We start from the raw sequence: 20,188 nt of genomic DNA, 5'->3' as shown, positions 1-20,188 counted from the left end.
TGCAGTCGTTAGGATGGGGAAGGTTACACTAGTTCTTAAATACACCAGTTCTTGACTAAACTGGTTCTTAAGGGCATTGGTTCTTCAGGACTGGGAAGGTAAGAGGTTGGCAGGTGCACTCCGGTGAATTGATGTCCTGGCGGGACGGATTGGGTCGGAACATTCCGTACTTGAACGACCTGGGATTTGATGACTGTTAAAGAATGATTGAACTGAAAGTGAATAAAAGTTGACTGTGGCAGAGGGCAAAAGGCGACGAAAGTTATGAAGCAGGCTGAGAACAACGTGTCAATCGTGTCAATTCAACCATCGTTTCAGCACCGCAAGAAGCGTCAACAAGGATTGGCTCACTCCGTTGTAACTGGGGCAATCACAGCAGTTTGGCTGGCTCTAGGGGCGATCGGCAGTCCACCGAGCCTGGCGACTCAAACCCAGGAAGAGGCTGAAAACCAATACAGCTATAGTGAAATGCTTCAAAGCATTGAATCGGGTCGAGTCGATCGGGTTGAGCTGGATGAAGGTCGCGGCGTAGCCAGGGTTTTCTTGAGAGGACAACCGGATACAGCGGCCCGGGAAGTAGTGTTATTCGCCGATGATAATCCAGAGCTATATGCAGCGGTGCGACGCAACGATGTGGCCCTGGATGTGCAGCGATCGGCGGATGGAAGTGCCCTGGCTGGGTTAGTGTTCCACGTTCTGCTGGCCTTCATTGCCATCATGATCTTGCTGATGTTTTTGCGTCGGACCAGCAACGCCTCAGGTCAGGCCATGAACTTCGGTAAGTCCAAGGCTCGATTCCAGATGGAAGCCAAGACGGGCGTACTGTTTGATGATGTCGCGGGCATCGAAGAGGCGAAGGAAGAACTTCAGGAAGTCGTCACTTTCCTCAAAAAGCCAGAACGATTCACGGCAGTCGGGGCCAGAATTCCCAGAGGGGTGTTGCTCGTTGGGCCACCGGGAACAGGTAAAACCCTCCTGGCTAAGGCGATCGCCGGTGAGGCAGGGGTGCCCTTCTTCAGCATCTCGGGTTCAGAGTTTGTGGAGATGTTTGTGGGAGTTGGGGCTTCCCGCGTGCGGGATTTGTTCAAAAAAGCCAAGGAAAATGCGCCCTGTATTGTGTTCATTGATGAAATTGATGCGGTGGGACGGCAGCGTGGGACTGGCATCGGCGGCGGTAACGATGAGCGCGAACAAACCCTGAATCAGTTGCTGACTGAAATGGATGGCTTTGAGGGCAATGCCGGAGTCATTATCATTGCCGCTACGAACCGTCCGGATGTGCTGGATCAGGCATTACTGCGCCCCGGTCGATTCGATCGCCAGGTGATGGTGGATTTGCCCAGCTTCAAAGGACGTTTGGGCATCCTGGAGGTTCACGCCCGCAATAAGAAGCTAGAGCCGGACATCTCACTGGAGGCGATCGCCCGTCGTACCCCCGGTTTTTCTGGGGCAGAACTGGCCAATATGCTGAATGAAGCGGCGATTCTGACGGCCCGGCGGCGCAAGGATGCGATCTCAGTCCTGGAAATTGATGATGCGATCGATCGGGTGTCCATTGGCGCAACCCTGTCTCCTTTACTGGATAGTAAGGGTAAGCGAATTATTGCTTACCACGAAGTCGGGCATGCGCTGCTGATGACCCTGTTGCCCCATGCTGATCCCTTAGACAAGGTGACAATAATTCCCCGATCGGGGGGGATTGGCGGTTTTGCCAAACCAATTCCCAGCGAGGAGGATCTCAGACTGGAAAGCCGCGCTGAGTTGATGGACATGATCACTGTCTATCTGGGGGGACGGGCTGCGGAGGAAGAAGTGTTTGGCCAGGATGAGGTGACTCAAGGGGCCCAGCAGGACATTCGCGCCGTTGCTTTCTATGCCCGCCATATGGTGACTCGTTACGGGATGTCCAGCCTCGGAAACTTTGCTCTGGAAACTTCAGGTAACGAAGTATTTTTGGGCCGCGATCTGGTGAACCAGGCACCGGAATACTCCGAAAAAATGGCAACTCAGATCGATCGCCAGATTCGTTCGATTGTGACCTACTGCCATGCAGAAGCTCAGCGGATCATGCGTGAAAACCGGGATTTACTCGATCAACTGGTTGACTTATTGATTGAGCAAGAAACAATTGAAGGCGACGAATTTCGGACGATCGTTTCCCGCTACACCCCTGTCCCTGAGAAGGAACAGTTAGCTGCCAGGACGGCCTGAACCTAACTGGGTGGTCGGTGCACCAAGGAGCCTGCAACAAAATGGCATTCTAAATCTCCTAGCCCTTACCTGCGTGGACAAGGGCTAGTTTTTTATATTGCTGGGCGTGCTCAATCAAGCCGATCGCCTCTGCCTCAGACACCGTCCGTATCACCTTGCCCGGAACTCCCATCACCAGCGATCGATCGGGGACATCTTTGGTGACAACCGATCCAGCCCCAATGATGCAGCCCGTACCGACGCGAACCCCATTCAGCACGATCGCCCCAATCCCGACCAGGCTCCCGTCACCAATCTGGGCGCTGTGAACGACGGCCCGATGCCCGATCGTGACATCATCGCCTAAAATCGTTGGCTCTCCCGGATCGCCATGCAAAATCGCGCCATCCTGAATATTGGTGCTTTTGCCCACCTGAATTTTTTCGACATCCCCCCGAAGGACTGCCCCGTACCAGATACTTGTGCCCTCCGCCAGATTCACTTGCCCAACCACAGTCGCATTAGCTGCCACAAAAGCCGCTTTCGAGAGATCGGGTAGTGGCCAATTCAGGGGCCAATCAGCATGAGAATCATGGGTTAAATCTTGAGAATTGCTCATAATCTACGAGATAAACAACACAATCGCTATAGAATTCCCCTGAGAAGCAGGTTCCCCCAGTTATAATAGAGCCACCGGGATTGGCACAGGTTGCCTATGCGGATCGTAATTGCATGATGAATCCAGCGTTACAATATCCAATTTTTGGGCCAGAGATTCAGTGTCCTCACTGTCGTCAGGTAATTCCAGCCCTGACTCTGACCGATACTTACTTATGTCAACGGCATGGGGCGTTTGAAGCGAACCCCAAAACGTCCGAATTGATCCACCTTCAGTCCGGGCGGCACTGGCGACGGTGGAACAATGAATGGTATCGCCAGCATACCCATCCCGATGGCATTCGGTTTGAAATCCATGAAGCCCTCGATCGCTTATACACCCAGGGCTATCGGGCAACCCGCGTGATTATCGCCAGCCGTTACAAGGACTTGATCAGCACCTACCTGGAGCGCAGCAGCCCGTGGCGAGGACAGCCCGAGTCTCCCCGCCCCGTCTCTACGGACTTCCCGTCGAATTCAGCCCTGATCCCTCGGACGATCCCTGCTGGGAAGTGATCAATTTTGATTTGGAGAAAGAACCCGGGCCCCCGTCCGCTATCCCTACTTCCGCCTGTTCGAGTAGGGTAACTGTAGTTCTCTCCTATTCCCCATTTCCCACTCTCTACTCCCCATTCCCCACTCCCTGATCCCTCAGGTATGCACCACGCCTCCATCCGCACTGCTGATATCCATCGCGCGATCGCTTTCTATGAGCAATTGGGCTTTCAGGTCTGCGAACGGTTTACCGCTGGAATGACGCTTGCTTGCTGGATGGAAGGGTTGGGGGGACGGATTGAACTGCTGCAAGTCCCTGAACCCCGTCCTGCGGCTGATGCCTTCCACGATGAGGGGTATACGGGCTATTACCATTTGTCCTTTGATCTGACGGATACCGTGGACGATCTACCACGTTGGGTAGATGCTCTGAAAAAGCAGTTCAGTCATGCTGCTAGTGACTCAGATCAAATTGCACCACTCAAAATTCTGTTAGAACCAATACAGCAAATGATCGGCGATCGGGTGTATGAGGTAACATTCATTGCTGATGCAGATGGATTGCCCCTGGAGTTTATTCGAGTGATGAAAATTTGAAGAATTTTTAGAATGGTATCAGGAGTCAAGGTTTTATTGATGAACCTGGGCTAAGTTAGCAGTTTAAAGCGAGTTATTTTTTTCAAACCTTTTGTTATGGAATCTGGTAGTCAAGTCAACGAACCTCCGGGTCGATCGTCTCAACGGTTAGCAAATCTGGTCGGAACCCTGATTGCATTAATTACCCTGACGGTGCCAATTTTTGCAATTGCCCATTTCTCCTCAGCGAGCTACGAGCAACTTTTACAATCACCGACCCAACTATTGCCAAGAACCAGGGATGCCGAGGAGTAGAGCGTGACTGATATTCTGTGATTTCTGAACCCACAGCACGGTTCTGTAAAATCTGCTGTAATTGAAATTGCTGTAATTGAAGGTTGATCCCCAGCCTGCCCTCGCGCTATGTTGACACAAACCCGGATTGAAACGGTTCCTTTCTTAGGAGCTGAAGTTGCGGCCGAATACGATGCGGCCAAGGTTGTGATTTTGCCCATTCCCTTCGAGGCGACGACCACCTATCGACGGGGCTGCGAAAATGGCCCCGATGCCATCCTGGAAGCGTCCCAGCAGGTGGAATACTACGATGAAGAACTGGAGCAAGAACTATGGCCCGTGGGTATCTATACCCATCAACCGATCGCTGATACGCGAGGCTCGGAACCCGTTCCCTCTGAAACCATGTTGTCCGTTGCAGCGCAAACGGTGCAGAGTTTAATTGCTGACCACAAGTTTGTGATTGCCCTGGGTGGTGAACATAGCATCACGACGGGGATTGTGGAAGCTTATCGCCAGGCTAATCCTGAAGAGTCCTTTACGGTGGTGCAGATCGATGCCCACGGAGATTTGCGCCATGAGTATGAAGGTTCAATCCACAATCACGCCTGCATTATGCGCCGAGTCGTGGATATGGGCCTACCTACCGTGCAGATTGGCATCCGCAGCATTTGTAAGGAAGAAGCGGAGTTGATCAAAGAGAAGCAGCTCAGGGTGTTTCGGGCTAGGGAAATTGCCATGCAGCCGGACTGGATTGAACGGGCAGTGGCCAGCATTCCCACCTCTAAGGTGTTCTTCACGATCGACCTGGATGGGATTGATCCAACGCTAATTCCTGGTGTGGGTACACCTGAACCGGGTGGACTGAACTGGTACGCCCTCACCACTTTCCTGAAGCAAGTGTTTGAAACCCGCGATGTAATAGGCTGTGATGTGATGGAACTGGCTCCCGTGTCCGATTCCGTTGTGTCTGAATTTACGGCAGCTAAATTGGTTTACAAACTGATTGGGTATCAGGCTTTGGCGAAGCGGTGGCTGGCAGAGTAAGGGCAGCGGGTTGAGAAATTCTGGGTGGGCCCTGCCCACCTGTTCCTATCCAGTCAGACCGATCCGGCAGCAGGGAAATGGCTTCATGCGATGACCTCATGGAGTGTCTAACATGGTAGGAAGATAGAGAACAGGAACACGGATGAGAGCCAGAATTGAGAACGAGGTGCTGTATCTGCACCAGGATGATGTGCCCCAGTACAAGAAAAAAGGGTCGATCGTTCGCAACAATTACTTTTGGACTTTGAGATCGATCGCGGGCAGAGCAAATTTCAACCAGGACTGGGAGTACGAGTCAGAGGTTTGGATGGCTCTACGGCGGATTTTGCTGTTTTTTACCGAGTCAGGCTATTTAGGCTTGCGGGAAACCACCTTAGAATTCCCGCCGGAACAGGATATGATTCCGGAGGTGTTCCGGATTGTGGGAACCTGGGAGGCGATCGATGAGAGTCCAGAAAATGAGTTTGAAGATGAAGTCGAGATAGATGCATAAATATAGACGCGTAAATATAGACGCATAAAAAATTGGGACACCCAAAGGGTATCCCAAAGTGCAATTGTTCAATTTGTATCGACAATGTTCAATGCAAGTGAACTTAACGAACCAAAATTGCACCTGTCGAGATTACATCAAACCCAGTTGAGACAAGATGCCCTGACCAGTCAGGAACTCAGTCGCCAGACCGATTACGAAACCCAACATTGCCAAACGACCATTCCAAGTCTCAGCGAACTGAGTGAAACCGAACTTGTTTTCTTGAGCTTCCATGACTAAGACCTCTACTAAATCAACCTTGTGTAACTAAATTTTACATAACTTCAAGGATTGTTGCAAGGCCGGGTTGATTGGGTCTTGTCTGGGTCATTCATTGGAGATATCTATCGCTGGTTCAAATGGGATGGGTCAAAGGATGTATCGGGAGAGCGTTGTGTCACAGTTCATTCTTGCATTAGATCAGGGAACCACCAGTTCCCGCGCCATTGTGTTCAACCATCAGGGAGAGCAGCGATCGATCGCCCAAAAGGAATTTACCCAAATCTTTCCGCAGCCCGGCTGGGTGGAGCATGACCCGGACGAAATCTGGTCATCTCAAATCAGTGTGGCCAATGAGGCTCTGGCTCGAATCAATCTGCGCACCCGTGATCTGGCGGCGATCGGCATTACGAATCAGCGAGAAACGGTCATTGTCTGGGATCGGACGACGGGGCAGCCGATCCATCATGCGATCGTCTGGCAGGATCGGCGCACGGCAGCGGATTGTGATCAACTCAAGGCTGCGGGATACGAATCGTTCTTTCAAAGTAAAACGGGGCTGGTGATTGACCCCTACTTTAGTGGCACAAAGCTGAAGTGGTTGCTGGATCAGGTGGAAGGAGCGAGGGCAATGGCCGATCGGGGGGAACTGGCCTTTGGAACGGTGGATAGCTGGTTGATCTGGAAACTGACGGATGGGGAACTGCACCTTACCGATGTGACGAATGCCAGTCGGACGCTGCTATTCAATATTCACACTCAAGAATGGGATGAAGAATTACTCAAGATTTTGAATATTCCGCGATCGATTCTGCCAGAGGTGCGGAGTTCTTCAGAGGTGTATGGTTACACGGCGGAGGGATTGTTCGGAACTCGGATTCCGATCGCGGGGATTGCAGGGGATCAACAGGCTGCCTCCTTTGGGCAGGCTTCTCTGCAACCGGGAATTGCGAAGAACACCTATGGAACGGGCTGTTTTATTGTCTTGAATACGGGATCTCAGCCGATCGCATCTCAACACAAACTGCTAACCACGATCGCCTGGCGGTTAAACGATCGCACGGATTACGCCCTGGAGGGCAGTGTATTTATTGCGGGGGCAGCGGTGCAGTGGCTGCGGGATGGTTTGGGGGTGATTCGCCATAGCCATGAGGTTGAGTCGCTGGCTCAAAGTGTGCCGGACAACGGTGGGGTGTATTTCGTTCCGGCGTTCGTGGGTCTGGGTGCGCCCTACTGGGATAGCTACGCCAGGGGGGCGATCGTGGGTCTGACGCGAGGTTCCACCAGTGCCCATATTGCCCGTGCAGCCCTGGAAAGTATTGCCCATCAAAGTGCTGATGTGATGGATGCAATGCGTCAGGATGCGGCGTTGCCCCTAGCAGAATTGCGGGTGGATGGGGGAGCGTCCAGTAATGACCTGTTGATGCAGTTGCAGGCAGATTTGTTGGGGGTTCCGGTCGTGCGCCCAAAGGTGACAGAAACGACGGCTTTGGGAGCAGCTTACCTGGCGGGTTTGGCGGTGGGTTACTGGAGCAGTGTGGCCGAAATTGCGCAGCTCTGGCAGGTGGATCAACGGTTTGAACCCAGGATTAGTGATGTCCAACGGCAGGAATGGCGATCGGCCTGGCGACAGGCAGTAGCTCAGGCACGGCACCGGGAGGAATAATTCCGAAAAGAATAAAAAAGAATCAACAATGAATCTATTGAAGATAAAGAACCGATCGCAACTTACCTAAAGATGAATGCCGCCGACCCGGAACCAGCGATAGCCATACCCCTCTAACTCAATTTCATGGGAACCTTCCTGAATCGCTTCATAGGGCTGATCTTCCAGAATGTCAGTGAGGCATTTGACGTGTCTATCCTTCAGGTCTAACTGCACCACACAGGATTTTCCAGATAAATTGTGAATGGCGATCACCGTGCCGTCCTTCCACTGGCAGCAATGGGCAAAGACGGAGGGATTGTCGGTATCAATAAATTCGCAACTGCCCCAGCCAAACTCAGGACATTCTTTTCGCATCCGAATGGCTCGTTCTATCCAGTTGAGCAAGGATTCAGGATCACGTCGCTGGGCAATGACATTGAGCGTTTGATAGCCATAGGGTTCTTCATCAATCACCGATCGCACTAACTCGTCCGATGAAGCTGTGGAAAACCCTCCATTCTGCTGATTTGACCACTGCATCGGTGTGCGAATGGCATGGCGTTCTTCAAGCGATAGATCATCCCCCATGCCAATCTCTTCACCGTAAAACAGGACTGGTGTTCCAGGTAAGGTTAGCATCAGGCTGTAGGCCAGGCGAATCCGACGGGGATCGTTATCGACCAGGGGTGGAAAACGGCGACGAATACCGCGATCGTAGAGCCAAACCTGTTCTTTATCCTGGTTAAAACGCTGCAAAACTTCGTTCTGTTCTTCATCCGAAAGTTTATCCAGGGTCAGTTCATCATGATTCCGGACAAAGTATGCCCATTGTCCCATATCCGGCGGTTGGGGTTGTGCCTTTAAGCCATTAACCAGGGGGGCTGCCTCTTCTCTAGCCAGAGCCAGTGTCAGTGATTGATTGCCCATAAAGCTAAACAACAACTGCATCCGATCGCCATCGCCAAAGTAATCAGCAATTTTGTCCATCGACTCATTCACTTCTGCCAGGACGATCGCATCTCCACGTCGCCAGGAGAGGAAATTGCGAATCTCCTTCAGGAAAAGCAGCGGATCTTTGGCTTGTGCCGTGTCCTTAATGCCTTCCAGCTCAATTAAAAACGGCACTGCATCCACCCGGAAGCCAGACACCCCCAGTTGCAGCCAGAACCCCATGATTTTGTAGATTTCCTCTCGCACCTGAGGGTTTGCCACATTCAAATCTGCTTGATGATCATAGAAGCGATGGAAATAATAGGCTCCAGCTTCCTCGTTATACGTCCAGGTGCTGTCTTGATAGCCTGGAAAGATGACCCCTTCCTCTGCGTTTTCTGGCTTCTCCTCTGCCCAAACGTAGTAGTCCCGGTACTTAGAATTTTTGTCTTTGCAGGAAGCTTGAAACCAGGGATGATCGGTTGAAGTGTGGTTCACCACCAGGTCTACAATCACTCGCAATCCCCGATGCTCTGCCTGGCGAGTGAATTCAACAAAATCCCCCAGCGTTCCTAAGCGCGGATCAACGTTGTAATAATCCGTGATGTCATAACCATTGTCTCGGTTGGGTGTGGGATAAAACGGCATGAGCCAGATGCAGTTAATTCCCAAACCGGCAATGTAATCGAGGCGATCGATTAACCCTACAAAATCCCCTACCCCGTCTCCATTCCCATCCATGTACACTTCGACATCCAGGCAGTAGATAATCGCACCTTTATACCAGAGGTCTAACATAGATCGCTTCTCAGTAATGGCAACGACATCCTACCGTTACAAACTACTGTCTTAGCATCTACCAACGGACGCATTGTTTATTTGATGAAAGCTAAAGGTGTGATTTTGCTCAAAACGCAGACTAACCTGACTGACAAATCTTGCTTGTAGCGATCGTTCTCCGTAGCAGGATGAGTCTGAGTTGATGCAAGAACGCTGGCAAAAACAAAAACCTTTGCGAAAGAGGAATTACGATCGCTCAGGTTCAGTTGCTTCTACCTCAATATCGATCGCTTCTGTTTGAGGGGATGGCTGCACTTGCTCGATCGATCGCAACTTTCATTGATGCTCTGTATTCGACGGTTTGAGAGCTTCTATCAAAACTGCACCAGCCCCAAAATTGTCATATGGGGTTAGCAAATCACAGGTTTTGAAGGGTTTTAGTGGCGAGATATCCTCAGCGACATCCAAATCTTCTGCCAGAATCCGAATCAGCTTGAGCTTTTCTAGGCGGATAGTTGTCGTACTGCGGAAAGCACCTCAGCTAATGTCATATCAATGTTCCCGTGATGCAAGAAGCCACACTCTCAGTTTACTCCCTACGCAGCAAGTATGCGTTGCCTTTCCGTTAGGATAAAAGATGCCCTACAGTTGACCAACCAAATGGCTATTAATAAGGAGACAACCATCCAAGTCAGGGTTTCAATGCCCAGAGAAGTCCATGCCCAACTCAAAGAAATTGCCAAAAAACGCGGCATCTCTTTATCGGCCCTGTTACTGACTACCGCGATCGATCGATGGCTCCCAGACAGGAGTTGACTGTCCACCTTACATAATAGTTGCCTAACTTATAACTATCTTACGCCTAACTATGTTATCTTAGTTAGGCAACTGTAGGGCAACTAAAAATGACGCAAAGAAATTTAGAAACTCTAGTTGAACAACTGGGGTTGAAGGTTGTTGTGGCGATGCTGGCTCAGATGTGTGTACGTAAGGCTGAGGAACTGCAATCCAGTATTGGAGATATTGAGGGTAAAGCAATAGACTGGAGGGCGGATGGAACTACTCTGCGATCGATTATCGCCAGATTAAAAAATTGATTGGGGTTCAAATTCGATCTGGCTTTACATGGGAGAAAAGCTGGCAACTACAATTTTTCTGGAGTTAAGATAGCTGAAACTTAGTACCATATCCGTCAATGCCCTTTGACCTTTTAAATCAAACCAAAGGCAAAATTGCTGCGTTCTTCAGAAAAATTCCATTCCTCGTTTGGTGGTTTGTCGGAGGAACATTGGTTGTTTTGTTTTTAATTGCGATCGTCGTATGGGTTCCTGTATGGCAAGCTAGGCAGGTAGCCCAAAGTTTAATGCCTGGAACTCCAGAAGTCATTTTTGAGATTGAGAATAAAGCGCGTTCTACTATTCTTCAGGGCTTAAGCGGTTTAGGACTTTCCACTGCTGCAATTGTTGCTTTGCTTAACCTGCGAGAGACAGAGAAAAATCGCAAAATTGCTGAAGATGAGCAAATTGCTGAGCGTTTTGTGAAAGCAGTTGAAATGCTTGCCGACAAGAAAAGGTTAGAAGTTCGGCTAGGGGGAATTTATGCTTTAGAACGGATTGCAAAGGACTCCCCTAGAGATTATTGGACGATCGTACAAGTTTTAACTTCTTTCATTCAGCAGAGAACTCTCATCGCAAAATCGCCTCAAGTCCTCTATAAAGAAGGAACAGGAGGTTTAAATTCTCTTAAAGCTATTACAAGTATTCAACAGTTTCTAGAAACTCGTTCTACAATCCCTAAAGATGTTCAGGTCGCGCTTACGATTCTTGGTAAAAGGGAGGTGAAGAATGATCCAGAGTATCAAACATATCAAAGACTTGACTGTAGTAAAACCGACTTGACTACAGCAAAACTTTTCAAAGTCAACTTTGCTGCAGCTAATTTTTCAGGAGTTTGTATGAGCCAATCCCTGATATTGGGGAGCAACTACACGTCAGCAGATTTGTCCTCCAGCTTTCTATACAATACATTCTTTACAGGATGCACGTTGAGAAGTATCTGTTTCCGGAATTCTGACCTACGTGGATCTTTTTTTGTGGACACTGATCTACAGTATGCAAATTTTCAAGCTGCTAATCTCAGAGAAGTTGTTTTCATAGAAACAAACCTTAGTCAAGCTCTCCTATACAATGCTGACCTCTACAGAACTGATTTTCGACTTGCTGAAGGGTTAACTCCTGAACAAGTCAAAAAAGCTAAAAACTGGGATAAAGCCCTCTATGCTCCGGATTTCTCGAATGAACTAGGAATTCCCTCGAACATAAGACCAGAAGATATGTTAAACATTACTTTGCCTGAAAACCGAACGGATATCTCTGCTGAAGGACAAAAATAGTATGAGGGGAAGATAACGAACCATTCAGATTTTGCATGTGCAGGGCTATTCAGAAGTTGGGTTCTGGTCTAAGCCCGTTCCAGCCGGAGATTTGGGGCGATCGGGTGAAGTGGTCAGTGTGTTGATCAAGCAAATATAGCCTGTCTTTCCGCAATGGATATTACGACTGGCTAGCAATAATCAAAACTTGAACATCATCTACAAAAAATCTGCAAACTGGGAATAATAGACTTACTATGCTTAAATCCCAGAATCAACCGCTTAGATTTATGTCAATGATCAGACAGTCAGGCTACTCAAAGCCGTCGCTGGTCTGAAAGATTCTAGTGTTAATGCTTTGATTAACGAGGCGATCGAGGTATGGCTGGATTTGCTTGAACAAGAAAAGCTCATTGAAAGACACAGCCTTGATCAAATAGAAGATTCTGAAGGGACTGAATCTTAGCTTTAGTGGCGATCGGAAACTGTAAAATCACGGTGTTGGCTGTCTCGATCAACCGCCCGCGAATCAATGGCGGGCTATTCGATGAAGTCCATTCAAATGGACTCAACCCTCTGCCAGTCTGATTGATCAGACTTTATACAAGTAGCCCGCGATTCATCTGCGGGTGTTGGCGTAACGAAGCCGATCGGGGGATTTGGCACAAAAACCTAAACACGCTCTACCCAGCGATCGTATATTTCATCCCTGGTTAACTTGCCTAAACCTTTCACACTAATCGGCTGCTGAGCTAATTCATCCATCATGCTCCAGGGGCGTTGGCGTGGTTCCTCTGTAGCGATAGAAACCTTGATCTTGTGTCCATCGCTCAGTTCTTGCTTATACTGCTCTGGGATCTCAATTACCCCATTCCTGATTTCGGTTTCAAACTCAACAATTTCTCGTTTCATCATGGTTTCCTATTGCTGGCTAGCTACTTTCAACCAACCTTGGATGGCATCTTCTAACATTTCCAGTAAATGCTCATAGCTCTCTCCCCAAGTATGGCATCCTGGCAAAGCGGGTACAGAAGCGCACCATACATCATCTTCTTGCCAGACGATCGCTTTGATTTTCATACCCAATCCCCTATGCATCTCGCTTTAGATTTTAACGTGATGGAAACTGCCAGTGCTATCAAGAACAATGAGGATGCGTTGCTTTTTCGTTAGGATAAATGTTGTCATCCGTGCATTAAAGAAAATCTGTCATGATTGCAGCTAAAACCCCTACTAGAAGACACTGGGAACTGTTCGAGGCTTATAAAGCTAGGATTACGAGGCAAATGGAGCCAGAAGAGTTCCTCAGGCATTGGGCTGTGAGTTATGAAGAATTAGCTGAACTGTGCGGTAGGTCTAAAAGCACGATCGCCCATTGGTTTTCTAAAGGTGAACATCGAAGAGAGCCAACGGAAGCGGACAAGCGCAGGCTGGCGGAAATTCATGCACTTTGGAGCCAGTTTGAAAACGAGCCGACCCATTTGAGGGAAATTTGGGAGAGAAAGCGCAGAAGAAAGCGAGATGAATAGTTGTCATCTGTGCATTATTTGATTGCACTCAGGGCAACTTTAGCTCTACAGTACTTTTTAGTAGAGTTATGGGTGAACTTGAGCAATGGCAGAAGAATTTTTGGCGATCGCAGAAGGTGGCAGCAAGATACAGCCCGCCAGAGAACAAATCAAGCATCTGCTGATTGGCTCCCCTCAAGCGGTTAAACGAACCATTCAGATTTTGCATGTGCAGGGCTATTCAGAAGTTTGGTTCTGGTCTAAGCCTGTCCCCGCAGGAGATTTGGGGCGATCGGGTGAAGTGGTCAGTGTGTTGATCAAGCAAATATAGCTCCTGACTATGCAACCCGTTCATTTTGCTCTACGACATTTTTTAAAGCCTGATTCATCTCCTCAAATCCTTGCCTGACCTTCGTATCTAAATCCCGCCACAGAAAAGGGACAAGTAGCCCCGCAAAAACTTCAGAATGAATGAATCGAGTTCGGTTCTCTCCGATCGGCTCAAGCTGAAACTGATGCTCTCCATCAAAAACACCGGGGAGCAGGAGTCGCCCGCGCCAACGCAGTTCCCGTTCAGGTTGCAGGTTGAGAATAACCGGACGAAATTTCATGCCGCTTCCACCCGGCGGTTGAATGAAGACCTCTAGCTGCTCACCTTGATTGGGTTTCCCAGTGATAGAGCGAATAAAGGGATTCCACTGGCTGTAGCGGCTAAAGTCAATGAACACTTGCCATACAGCAGTTGTGGGTGCATCAATCTCAATGCTGGTATTGATCTCTTTCACCATGATGGTCTCCCAATAAACCCAAAGCAATTTTCTTATTCAATTTCAGTAGATCGCAAATTCATTCTAGAGAGGGTAAATAGATGGCTGTGATGACTGGGAAATGTCGCTCGACAGCCTGAGAGAGAAACTCCAACATGGTCTTGAGACTAAAGAGTTCTCGGTAAACGACCCGTCCTCCTCGTTGAGTACGGCTCACAAAGAACCAGAGCAAATACACCCAGAGATTGACCAAAATAAACGCCAGAGCCACAAACAGCAAACGGGTGACTGGATTCTTGCTCGTGGTGCGGATACGGCACCCATTTTTCATCCTGTAGCTGGTCTCGATACCGAAACGGTCTTTGTAATGCTGATGCATCTGCTCCAAAGCAACCCTCACACGATGCAGCACGTATAGGGTGTATTGGATACCATGTTTCCCTTTGAACCCTTTGTAATAGCTGCAAATCACCCGCATCTGACAGGTAACTGAACCATATTGAGGGCTGTTGAGGGTATAACGGGTGGCATAACTTTTGCGCCCAATCAACAACTGGCGAGTACCTCCACGTTTGCCTCGAATTACCGCAGGCATGAGAAACGGAATATTGAGAGCTTTGAGCCAACGAATGACTGGTACACTATAGAACCCACGGTCAAGATAAAGCCGTTTGACGCGGACTCGTAAGGGAGTCAGCATGGCTAATAAATAAGTGATGGTTGCAACCAATGTTTCATGCCGATGCACGGCATGAATACCCAAAGTAACCCGTTTGTTACGACAAATCACATAGACGGTGGCATAGGCAAAGAACGAAGTCGTGCCTGCCTTAGCTTGAGAGCGGTAGATGTAAGGCTCAGTGGCGACGTTCACACTGCCGTAATAGGGAATCAGATGGAGGTCAATGGCAATACGATGCTTGCCCTTACGAATTTTTGGGGGGATGCGGCTTTGCAGAGCGGCATTGAGTTGAGATTCCAGAGTTGTGATATCGTCTAACTTATCGAGATGATAGCGAATGCCATTGCCACTGGGTACGCCCTCCAATCGTTGTGTTGTGTGTTCAATGCTATCGCTGCGACTGGCGGCCCGTAGCAAAATCTCAAACAGATCTTGGAGTGTGTATCCACCTTGCATGTCCAGGGATAAGTGTTCCAATAGGCAGTCGAGGGCTACCTCCAACGTCGCTTCATCCGTCAAAGCTGGAGCAGGCGATAATGAACTTGGGTAGATCGTCATGGCTTTGTTTTAATGCGTTTAGCCTGACCCTACCCCTTTCCTAGAGAATTTGCGATCTACTGAATTTTTCAAAGCGACTCGAATAGCGATCGGGGTAGTCCTGATTGCCGGATGATGGATTGCAATGTGTCAATATGTAATCGACTGGCAATTTCCGAGGGATCGGCAGTTTCAAAGAAAAGCTCTAATGCTTCAATTAAATTGTTTCTGGCTTCTTCAACGGTGTCTCCCTGGCTGGCAATGTCTAACTCTGGACACAAGGAAACGTACCCATTGTCCTCACGTTCAATAATCGCAGTGAATTGTCGCTTTTGTTGCATAGTGTGTTGCTGACCGAGTTGTGGATTGATGAGAATTAAGTCATGGAGTTGTCACTACAGTTTCCAGCCACAGCGTATTATCAGTGTCAGAAACGCGCAGATGGACAGGTAACTCTCGCCCCAAGTCTTCATACGCTTCAACAACCGCAGCCAAAGCATCCTGAACATTCGTTAGGGCTTCCTCAACCGTATCTCCTTCGGTGAGCAACTCTGGCAATAGCGGTGATGTCACTGTAAAGCCACCTTCAGTCTGTGGAGAGAGCAGTAACGGGACTTTGTAAAGCATAACTTGCCATCTTTAAGAATTGCTGTTTATTAACACTATACTTCTCAATCTAGCTCTGCTTTTCACTCGTTGCTTTAACCCCTGCCAGAATGAAAGCTATGGCAGATTCTGTCAACTGTTCGATCGCCGATGGACTCAGCCATTCCCGTTCTGTATCAATATTCTTGAGGTTGTTTTCTGCGTTGAAGTAGAACGTGATGACACCCATAATGTGAATCATCGTTAGGAATGAATCCAGGGGACGAAAATAGCCTTCAGCTACCCCTCGGTTCAGAATTTCCATCCCATGTCCGATCGCCTCTTCCCAGCCTCCGGTTAGCTTGAAATATTTACCCCCGTTCTGCATCGCTTCATGAAGTAAAACTTTCCCTTGATGAGGATGGGAAATTTCATGGGCAATACCCGCTCGAACCATCGCCGTTAGCGCATCTTCAGGCGAAAGATCTTCTACGTTCAACCGTTTAACGACATCCAGGAAATTGTCAGGATAACTCTTTAAAACCGCCTCATACAGGTTTTCCTTACTGCCGAAGTAATAGTAAATCATGGCTTTAGTGACACCCGTTTTGGCGGCGATCGCCTCGGTACGTGCCCCATTTAAGCCAAAACGAGCAAACTCTTCCTCCGCCGCATCCAAAATTTGGGCTTTGGTGGCTTCTGGATCACGGGTTTGTTTGGCTGGCGTGGATGAGCGATCGGCTTTTGTTGAACGACCCACAGGAATACGAACTCTGAACTGACCTACTCCGCTAGCATAGCAGTTTGGTAAGACGATCAATTTCCCTAGTCGTTGCCTTGGGCGATCGACTATTCCAGGTGCAGTGTGAAATTAGGCAGGACATCCTCACCTAATAGAGAAGTTGGCAAAGAGACACCCTCTACAGTTTGCTGAGGGCGATAAATTTCCACCTGCCTACCCTGGGGATCGATCAGCCAGCCCAGCCGCAGACCATTTGCCAAATATTCTTGCATCTTTTCCTGAAGCGGTCTCAGTCTGTCGCTGGGAGAACGAAGTTCAATCACAAAATCTGGACAGAGAGGCGGAAACCCCTGCTGTTGGGCGGGCGTAAGTTCATTCCATCGCTCCAGGCTAACCCAGGCTGCATCAGGAGAGCGATCGCCGCCATTAGGCAGGCTAAAGATGGTAGAGGAACTGAACACCTTACCCATCTGCATTTGACGATTCCAAATACTCAAATCAGTGATCAAATCAGCTCCCTGGCTGCCGCCCACTCCGCCTACGGGTGACACAATGATTAACTCTCCTTTTGCCGTCCGTTCCAGAGCTACATCAGGATTTGCCTGACACAGGGCATAAAACTGCTCGCGGGTCAGTTGGGTAATGGGAGCGAGGTTTAAGATCACTGCACTCATGGATCGCACTATTCAGTCACTTAATTGTGCCATGCTCCTGTTGCGGTACGCTCAAACCAACACTCCCGATGATTGAGTCCAAGTTAATGCCCTTCTCGAAGCAACCAGTTCTCAGGCTGAATTACGATTCGGGGAAAGCCTGCCTCTGTGTTCTTATGATTTTGTCTCTATGACTCGATCGGCTGAATGCGCTCTAGCACATCTGCTTCAGTCAACTGAGCGTGGTATAAATCCCAACCCTGCTGATTGTTTAACCAAAAATCTGGAGACATCTTAAAATACTTGGCTAACCTCAAGGCCGTGCTGGGGCTAATGGCTCTGTCACCGTTGATAATTTCATTGATCTGTTGATAGGGAAGATGGACTGCCTCTGCTAGTTGCTGCTGAGTCAGTCCCATCGGTTTTAAGAATTCTTCTAAGAGCATTTCCCCAGGATGAGTGGGAGGGCGATGAGTGGGAATGCGTATCATAGAACCTCCTTAGTGGTAATCCACTATCTCTACTTGGGCAGCACCTTCTGACATCCAGATAAAACAAATGCGGTATTGTTGATTGATTCTGATGCTAAATTGCCCTGTGCGATCGCCTTTGAGTGCTTCAAGATTATTACCAGGAGGAACCCGCAAATCCTCCAGGTTTGCTGCAAAGTTAAGCTGATCCAGTTTTCGTCTAGCGTTAGCCCACAGTGACTGAGGACAAGCCTTAAGTGCTTTTTTGGAAGCAATGCCATTGAAAATATCTGCCGTTGCCTCATCCTTGAACGAAACGATCATGCTAACTCAGTATCACGGCGACTATGATACCACTCAGATCTATTTTAGAGAACGTCAGCGGGATTTAACTAAAAAGTTAGTAGGTTATTGACATCCCAGAAAAGCGTGCTTATACTAACTAACAAGTTAGTTAATGGTCTGCAATGGCAATTGATTAACTAAAACTCTGAACTGATCTCATCTGTGCGATCGAACTCCTTTGATTGCCCAATCAATTCCGATCGCCATGCATTCAACCATCCTGATTCGCCTAATTTGAATCAGGTAATTGTTCAAAATTACAATCATTTCATCATTCTGAATTATGACAACAACTCTCCAACGGCGCGATCGCGCTACTCTGTGGGAGCAGTTTTGCAACTGGGTTGTCAGCATTGAAAACCGGCTTTACATCGGCTGGTTTGGCGTGCTGATGATTCCCACCCTGCTGGCTGCCACCACCTGCTTCATCATTGCCTTTGTCGCAGCTCCACCTGTGGATATTGACGGGATTCGGGAGCCTGTGGCGGGTTCTTTGCTCTACGGCAACAATATTATTTCCGGTGCGGTTGTTCCTTCCTCGAATGCGATCGGCTTACACTTTTACCCAATCTGGGAAGCAGCTTCCCTGGATGAATGGCTCTACAATGGCGGGCCGTATCAACTTGTTGTGTTTCACTTTCTGATTGGCGTGTTCGCCTACATGGGGCGAGAGTGGGAATTGTCCTACCGTCTGGGCATGCGTCCCTGGATCTGTGTGGCGTATTCCGCTCCCGTGGCAGCCGCAACTGCTGTATTTCTGATTTACCCGATCGGGCAAGGGTCTTTTTCTGATGGAATGCCATTGGGCATCAGCGGCACGTTCAACTTTATGTTCGTCTTTCAGGCAGAACACAATATCCTGATGCATCCGTTTCATATGCTGGGAGTAGCAGGCGTATTTGGTGGAGCTTTGTTCTCTGCCATGCACGGTTCCCTCGTCACGTCATCCTTGGTACGGGAAACGACTGAGTCAGAATCGCAAAACTACGGCTACAAGTTTGGGCAGGAAGAAGAAACCTACAACATTGTGGCAGCGCATGGCTACTTCAGCCGATTGGTCGGGCGTACCAACGAAGCAATTTTGGGAGTCCGAGCTAATAGCCGCACGCTCCACTTTTTGCTGGCAGCCTGGCCCGTCGTGGGCATCTGGTTTACGGCACTGGGTATCAGCACAATGGCGTTTAACTTAAATGGCTTCAACTTTAATCAATCCGTATTAGATACTCAGGGGCATGTCGTGAGTACGTGGGCGGATATTCTCAACCGCGCCAATCTGGGAATGGAAGTGATGCACGAACGCAATGCCCACAACTTCCCGATGGATCTGGCTTCGGGTGAAGCAATTCCCGTTGCGTTGCAGGCTCCCAGCATTCACGGCTAATCCAGGTTTAACAAGTTTCAGTCGCAGTTCCAAATCTGAACGGTAGTGGTCAACCGAATTCAATGAGTGCAGAACTGTTGCTGAGAAGGTGTCCCGCAAGGGGCACTTTTTTTTGATGCGTACTGAAATCGAACTTATCCTTGCAACTGAGCCAACAACCAGGCACTCACCTTGCCATGATTCATTTGACGCGTCCGTTGAAACGCCTCTTCTAGCAACGAGATTTCCAAGCCAGGTAACACTTGAGATTGCCGAACCCTGCGGCTGCCATTGTTTTCTACGGCAAATGCAATGACCTCGACATTCTGTACATCAACAATCCAGTACTCACTCACCCCTAACTCTTCATACAGTAAGCGTTTATTGCCCTTATCATCCAGCAGAGAGGTGTTTGCTACTTCAATCACCAGTGTAGGCGGGGGATATTGCTCCAGGTCAACGATTCCCGTTCCCCAGGGAACTGCTTCTGCCGTTTCCCCAATGTAGAAGGATACATCAGGCTGAGCCTCCACCCCCGATCTTCGGTAGGTGCAGTTATCGTGACCGTTTAAATCGATACCTCTAATTCCCGCAACCAAATGAACTGCATGGATAATGATCGAGTGATCTCGTGAGTGGTCATTTCCAACGGGCGACATCTCAATCCTCATCTGGTGGTTGTAGTAGTAACTCTTAGCAGTTTCATAAACAGGATCTTCTAACACCCGCAGATACTCATCCCAGGTTGCTGTAACCCAGGTACTCGCTGGAATCTGCATACTTGAGCTGCGACTCAT

General features: G+C 48.9%; 26 protein-coding genes and 1 pseudogene. 13 read left to right on the top strand and 14 right to left on the bottom strand.

Going from position 1 to position 20,188, the window contains the following annotated elements:
* Nucleotides 1–264: 264 nt before the first annotated feature.
* Nucleotides 265–2,211, top strand: a complete 1,947-nt coding sequence (ftsH, locus tag ACM1PF_RS04555) for an ATP-dependent zinc metalloprotease FtsH (protein ID WP_416672620.1) — start codon at nt 265–267, stop codon at nt 2,209–2,211.
* 58 nt (nt 2,212–2,269) lie between these two features.
* Here the strand turns inward: ftsH and ACM1PF_RS04550 are convergent, their stop codons facing one another.
* Entirely contained in the window at nt 2,270–2,809 is a 540-nt protein-coding gene (locus ACM1PF_RS04550; protein ID WP_416672619.1) for a gamma carbonic anhydrase family protein, read from the bottom strand.
* Between the two features lie 113 nt (nt 2,810–2,922).
* On the opposite strand from ACM1PF_RS04550, the pseudogene ACM1PF_RS04545 reads away from it, so the two are divergent.
* The 5 genes and pseudogenes from ACM1PF_RS04545 to ACM1PF_RS04525 all read left to right on the top strand — a co-directional run bounded on the left by ACM1PF_RS04545 (nt 2,923) and on the right by ACM1PF_RS04525 (nt 5,752).
* Nucleotides 2,923–3,430, top strand: a pseudogene (locus ACM1PF_RS04545) (TIGR02652 family protein).
* 74 nt (nt 3,431–3,504) lie between these two features.
* On the top strand, nt 3,505–3,939 hold the full coding sequence (locus tag ACM1PF_RS04540; protein ID WP_416672618.1) for a VOC family protein: 435 nt from the start codon (nt 3,505–3,507) through the stop codon (nt 3,937–3,939).
* A gap of 96 nt (nt 3,940–4,035) precedes the next feature.
* Nucleotides 4,036–4,233 carry a hypothetical protein gene (locus ACM1PF_RS04535; protein ID WP_416672617.1) on the top strand — a complete coding sequence of 66 codons (198 nt, stop codon included), beginning with the start codon at nt 4,036–4,038 and terminating at the stop codon, nt 4,231–4,233.
* A gap of 108 nt (nt 4,234–4,341) precedes the next feature.
* Nucleotides 4,342–5,259: an agmatinase gene (gene speB / locus ACM1PF_RS04530; protein ID WP_416672616.1), complete on the top strand. Its 918-nt coding sequence runs from the start codon at nt 4,342–4,344 to the stop codon at nt 5,257–5,259.
* Between the two features lie 142 nt (nt 5,260–5,401).
* Nucleotides 5,402–5,752, top strand: coding sequence for a hypothetical protein (locus ACM1PF_RS04525; protein ID WP_416672615.1), 351 nt, complete (start codon nt 5,402–5,404; stop codon nt 5,750–5,752).
* A gap of 132 nt (nt 5,753–5,884) precedes the next feature.
* Here the strand turns inward: ACM1PF_RS04525 and ACM1PF_RS04520 are convergent, their stop codons facing one another.
* Entirely contained in the window at nt 5,885–6,028 is a 144-nt protein-coding gene (locus ACM1PF_RS04520; protein ID WP_416672614.1) for a chlorophyll a/b-binding protein, read from the bottom strand.
* Nucleotides 6,029–6,188: 160 nt separating this feature from the next.
* Here ACM1PF_RS04520 and glpK point away from each other — a divergent pair, with 160 nt between their 5' ends.
* Nucleotides 6,189–7,679: a glycerol kinase GlpK gene (glpK, locus tag ACM1PF_RS04515; protein WP_416672612.1), complete on the top strand. Its 1,491-nt coding sequence runs from the start codon at nt 6,189–6,191 to the stop codon at nt 7,677–7,679.
* 66 nt (nt 7,680–7,745) lie between these two features.
* Here glpK and ACM1PF_RS04510 read toward each other — a convergent pair whose 3' ends face one another.
* Nucleotides 7,746–9,389 (bottom strand): alpha-amylase family protein, encoded by a 1,644-nt coding sequence (locus ACM1PF_RS04510; RefSeq protein WP_416672610.1) that lies wholly within the window; start codon nt 9,387–9,389, stop codon nt 7,746–7,748.
* A 642-nt stretch (nt 9,390–10,031) separates the two neighbouring features.
* Between ACM1PF_RS04510 and ACM1PF_RS04505 the strand changes: the two genes are divergently transcribed.
* The 3 genes from ACM1PF_RS04505 (at nt 10,032) to ACM1PF_RS04495 (ending at nt 11,763) form a co-directional block, all read left to right on the top strand.
* Entirely contained in the window at nt 10,032–10,187 is a 156-nt protein-coding gene (locus tag ACM1PF_RS04505; RefSeq protein ID WP_416672609.1) for a hypothetical protein, read from the top strand.
* Between the two features lie 89 nt (nt 10,188–10,276).
* Nucleotides 10,277–10,468: a hypothetical protein gene (locus tag ACM1PF_RS04500; RefSeq protein WP_416672607.1), complete on the top strand. Its 192-nt coding sequence runs from the start codon at nt 10,277–10,279 to the stop codon at nt 10,466–10,468.
* A 98-nt stretch (nt 10,469–10,566) separates the two neighbouring features.
* Nucleotides 10,567–11,763, top strand: coding sequence for a pentapeptide repeat-containing protein (locus tag ACM1PF_RS04495; RefSeq protein WP_416672605.1), 1,197 nt, complete (start codon nt 10,567–10,569; stop codon nt 11,761–11,763).
* A 651-nt stretch (nt 11,764–12,414) separates the two neighbouring features.
* On the opposite strand, the gene ACM1PF_RS04490 is transcribed toward ACM1PF_RS04495, so the two are convergent.
* Nucleotides 12,415–12,657, bottom strand: coding sequence for a hypothetical protein (locus ACM1PF_RS04490; protein WP_416672604.1), 243 nt, complete (start codon nt 12,655–12,657; stop codon nt 12,415–12,417).
* Between the two features lie 6 nt (nt 12,658–12,663).
* The gene (locus tag ACM1PF_RS04485; protein ID WP_416672602.1) at nt 12,664–12,822 is read right to left on the bottom strand and encodes a type II toxin-antitoxin system HicB family antitoxin; all 159 of its coding nucleotides are present in this window, start codon (nt 12,820–12,822) and stop codon (nt 12,664–12,666) included.
* Nucleotides 12,823–12,953: 131 nt separating this feature from the next.
* Here ACM1PF_RS04485 and ACM1PF_RS04480 point away from each other — a divergent pair, with 131 nt between their 5' ends.
* The gene (locus ACM1PF_RS04480) at nt 12,954–13,271 is read left to right on the top strand and encodes a hypothetical protein (protein ID WP_416672601.1); all 318 of its coding nucleotides are present in this window, start codon (nt 12,954–12,956) and stop codon (nt 13,269–13,271) included.
* 85 nt (nt 13,272–13,356) lie between these two features.
* Nucleotides 13,357–13,581 (top strand): hypothetical protein, encoded by a 225-nt coding sequence (locus ACM1PF_RS04475; protein WP_416672599.1) that lies wholly within the window; start codon nt 13,357–13,359, stop codon nt 13,579–13,581.
* A 7-nt stretch (nt 13,582–13,588) separates the two neighbouring features.
* On the opposite strand, the gene ACM1PF_RS04470 is transcribed toward ACM1PF_RS04475, so the two are convergent.
* The 8 genes from ACM1PF_RS04470 to ACM1PF_RS04435 form a co-directional block, all read right to left on the bottom strand.
* Entirely contained in the window at nt 13,589–14,038 is a 450-nt protein-coding gene (locus ACM1PF_RS04470; protein WP_416672597.1) for an SRPBCC family protein, read from the bottom strand.
* Nucleotides 14,039–14,096: 58 nt separating this feature from the next.
* Nucleotides 14,097–15,257, bottom strand: a complete 1,161-nt coding sequence (locus ACM1PF_RS04465; protein ID WP_416666136.1) for a transposase — start codon at nt 15,255–15,257, stop codon at nt 14,097–14,099.
* A gap of 68 nt (nt 15,258–15,325) precedes the next feature.
* Entirely contained in the window at nt 15,326–15,577 is a 252-nt protein-coding gene (locus tag ACM1PF_RS04460; RefSeq protein WP_416672595.1) for a type II toxin-antitoxin system HicB family antitoxin, read from the bottom strand.
* A gap of 40 nt (nt 15,578–15,617) precedes the next feature.
* Nucleotides 15,618–15,863 carry a type II toxin-antitoxin system HicB family antitoxin gene (locus ACM1PF_RS04455; protein ID WP_416672594.1) on the bottom strand — a complete coding sequence of 82 codons (246 nt, stop codon included), beginning with the start codon at nt 15,861–15,863 and terminating at the stop codon, nt 15,618–15,620.
* Between the two features lie 49 nt (nt 15,864–15,912).
* Complete coding sequence (locus tag ACM1PF_RS04450) at nt 15,913–16,581, bottom strand: TetR/AcrR family transcriptional regulator (RefSeq protein WP_416672592.1); 669 nt, start codon at nt 16,579–16,581, stop codon at nt 15,913–15,915.
* 89 nt (nt 16,582–16,670) lie between these two features.
* A complete protein-coding gene (locus tag ACM1PF_RS04445) occupies nt 16,671–17,237 on the bottom strand; it encodes a Uma2 family endonuclease (RefSeq protein WP_416672591.1) in 567 nt (188 codons plus the stop codon).
* A gap of 167 nt (nt 17,238–17,404) precedes the next feature.
* A complete protein-coding gene (locus ACM1PF_RS04440) occupies nt 17,405–17,707 on the bottom strand; it encodes a HigA family addiction module antitoxin (protein WP_416672590.1) in 303 nt (100 codons plus the stop codon).
* A gap of 9 nt (nt 17,708–17,716) precedes the next feature.
* On the bottom strand, nt 17,717–18,010 hold the full coding sequence (locus ACM1PF_RS04435; protein WP_416672588.1) for a type II toxin-antitoxin system RelE/ParE family toxin: 294 nt from the start codon (nt 18,008–18,010) through the stop codon (nt 17,717–17,719).
* Between the two features lie 304 nt (nt 18,011–18,314).
* On the opposite strand from ACM1PF_RS04435, the gene psbA reads away from it, so the two are divergent.
* Nucleotides 18,315–19,412 (top strand): photosystem II q(b) protein, encoded by a 1,098-nt coding sequence (gene psbA / locus ACM1PF_RS04430; protein WP_416672586.1) that lies wholly within the window; start codon nt 18,315–18,317, stop codon nt 19,410–19,412.
* Between the two features lie 134 nt (nt 19,413–19,546).
* On the opposite strand, the gene ACM1PF_RS04425 is transcribed toward psbA, so the two are convergent.
* Nucleotides 19,547–20,188 (bottom strand): Uma2 family endonuclease, encoded by a 642-nt coding sequence (locus ACM1PF_RS04425; RefSeq protein WP_416672584.1) that lies wholly within the window; start codon nt 20,186–20,188, stop codon nt 19,547–19,549.

Origin of the sequence: Egbenema bharatensis FJBBOT/2019, from assembly GCF_048077055.1 — a bacterium.
Taxonomy (GTDB): domain Bacteria; phylum Cyanobacteriota; class Cyanobacteriia; order Elainellales; family Elainellaceae; genus Egbenema; species Egbenema bharatensis.
The sequence above is the reverse complement of the archived record's forward strand: the minus strand, read 5'-3'. Positions and strand labels throughout refer to the sequence as shown.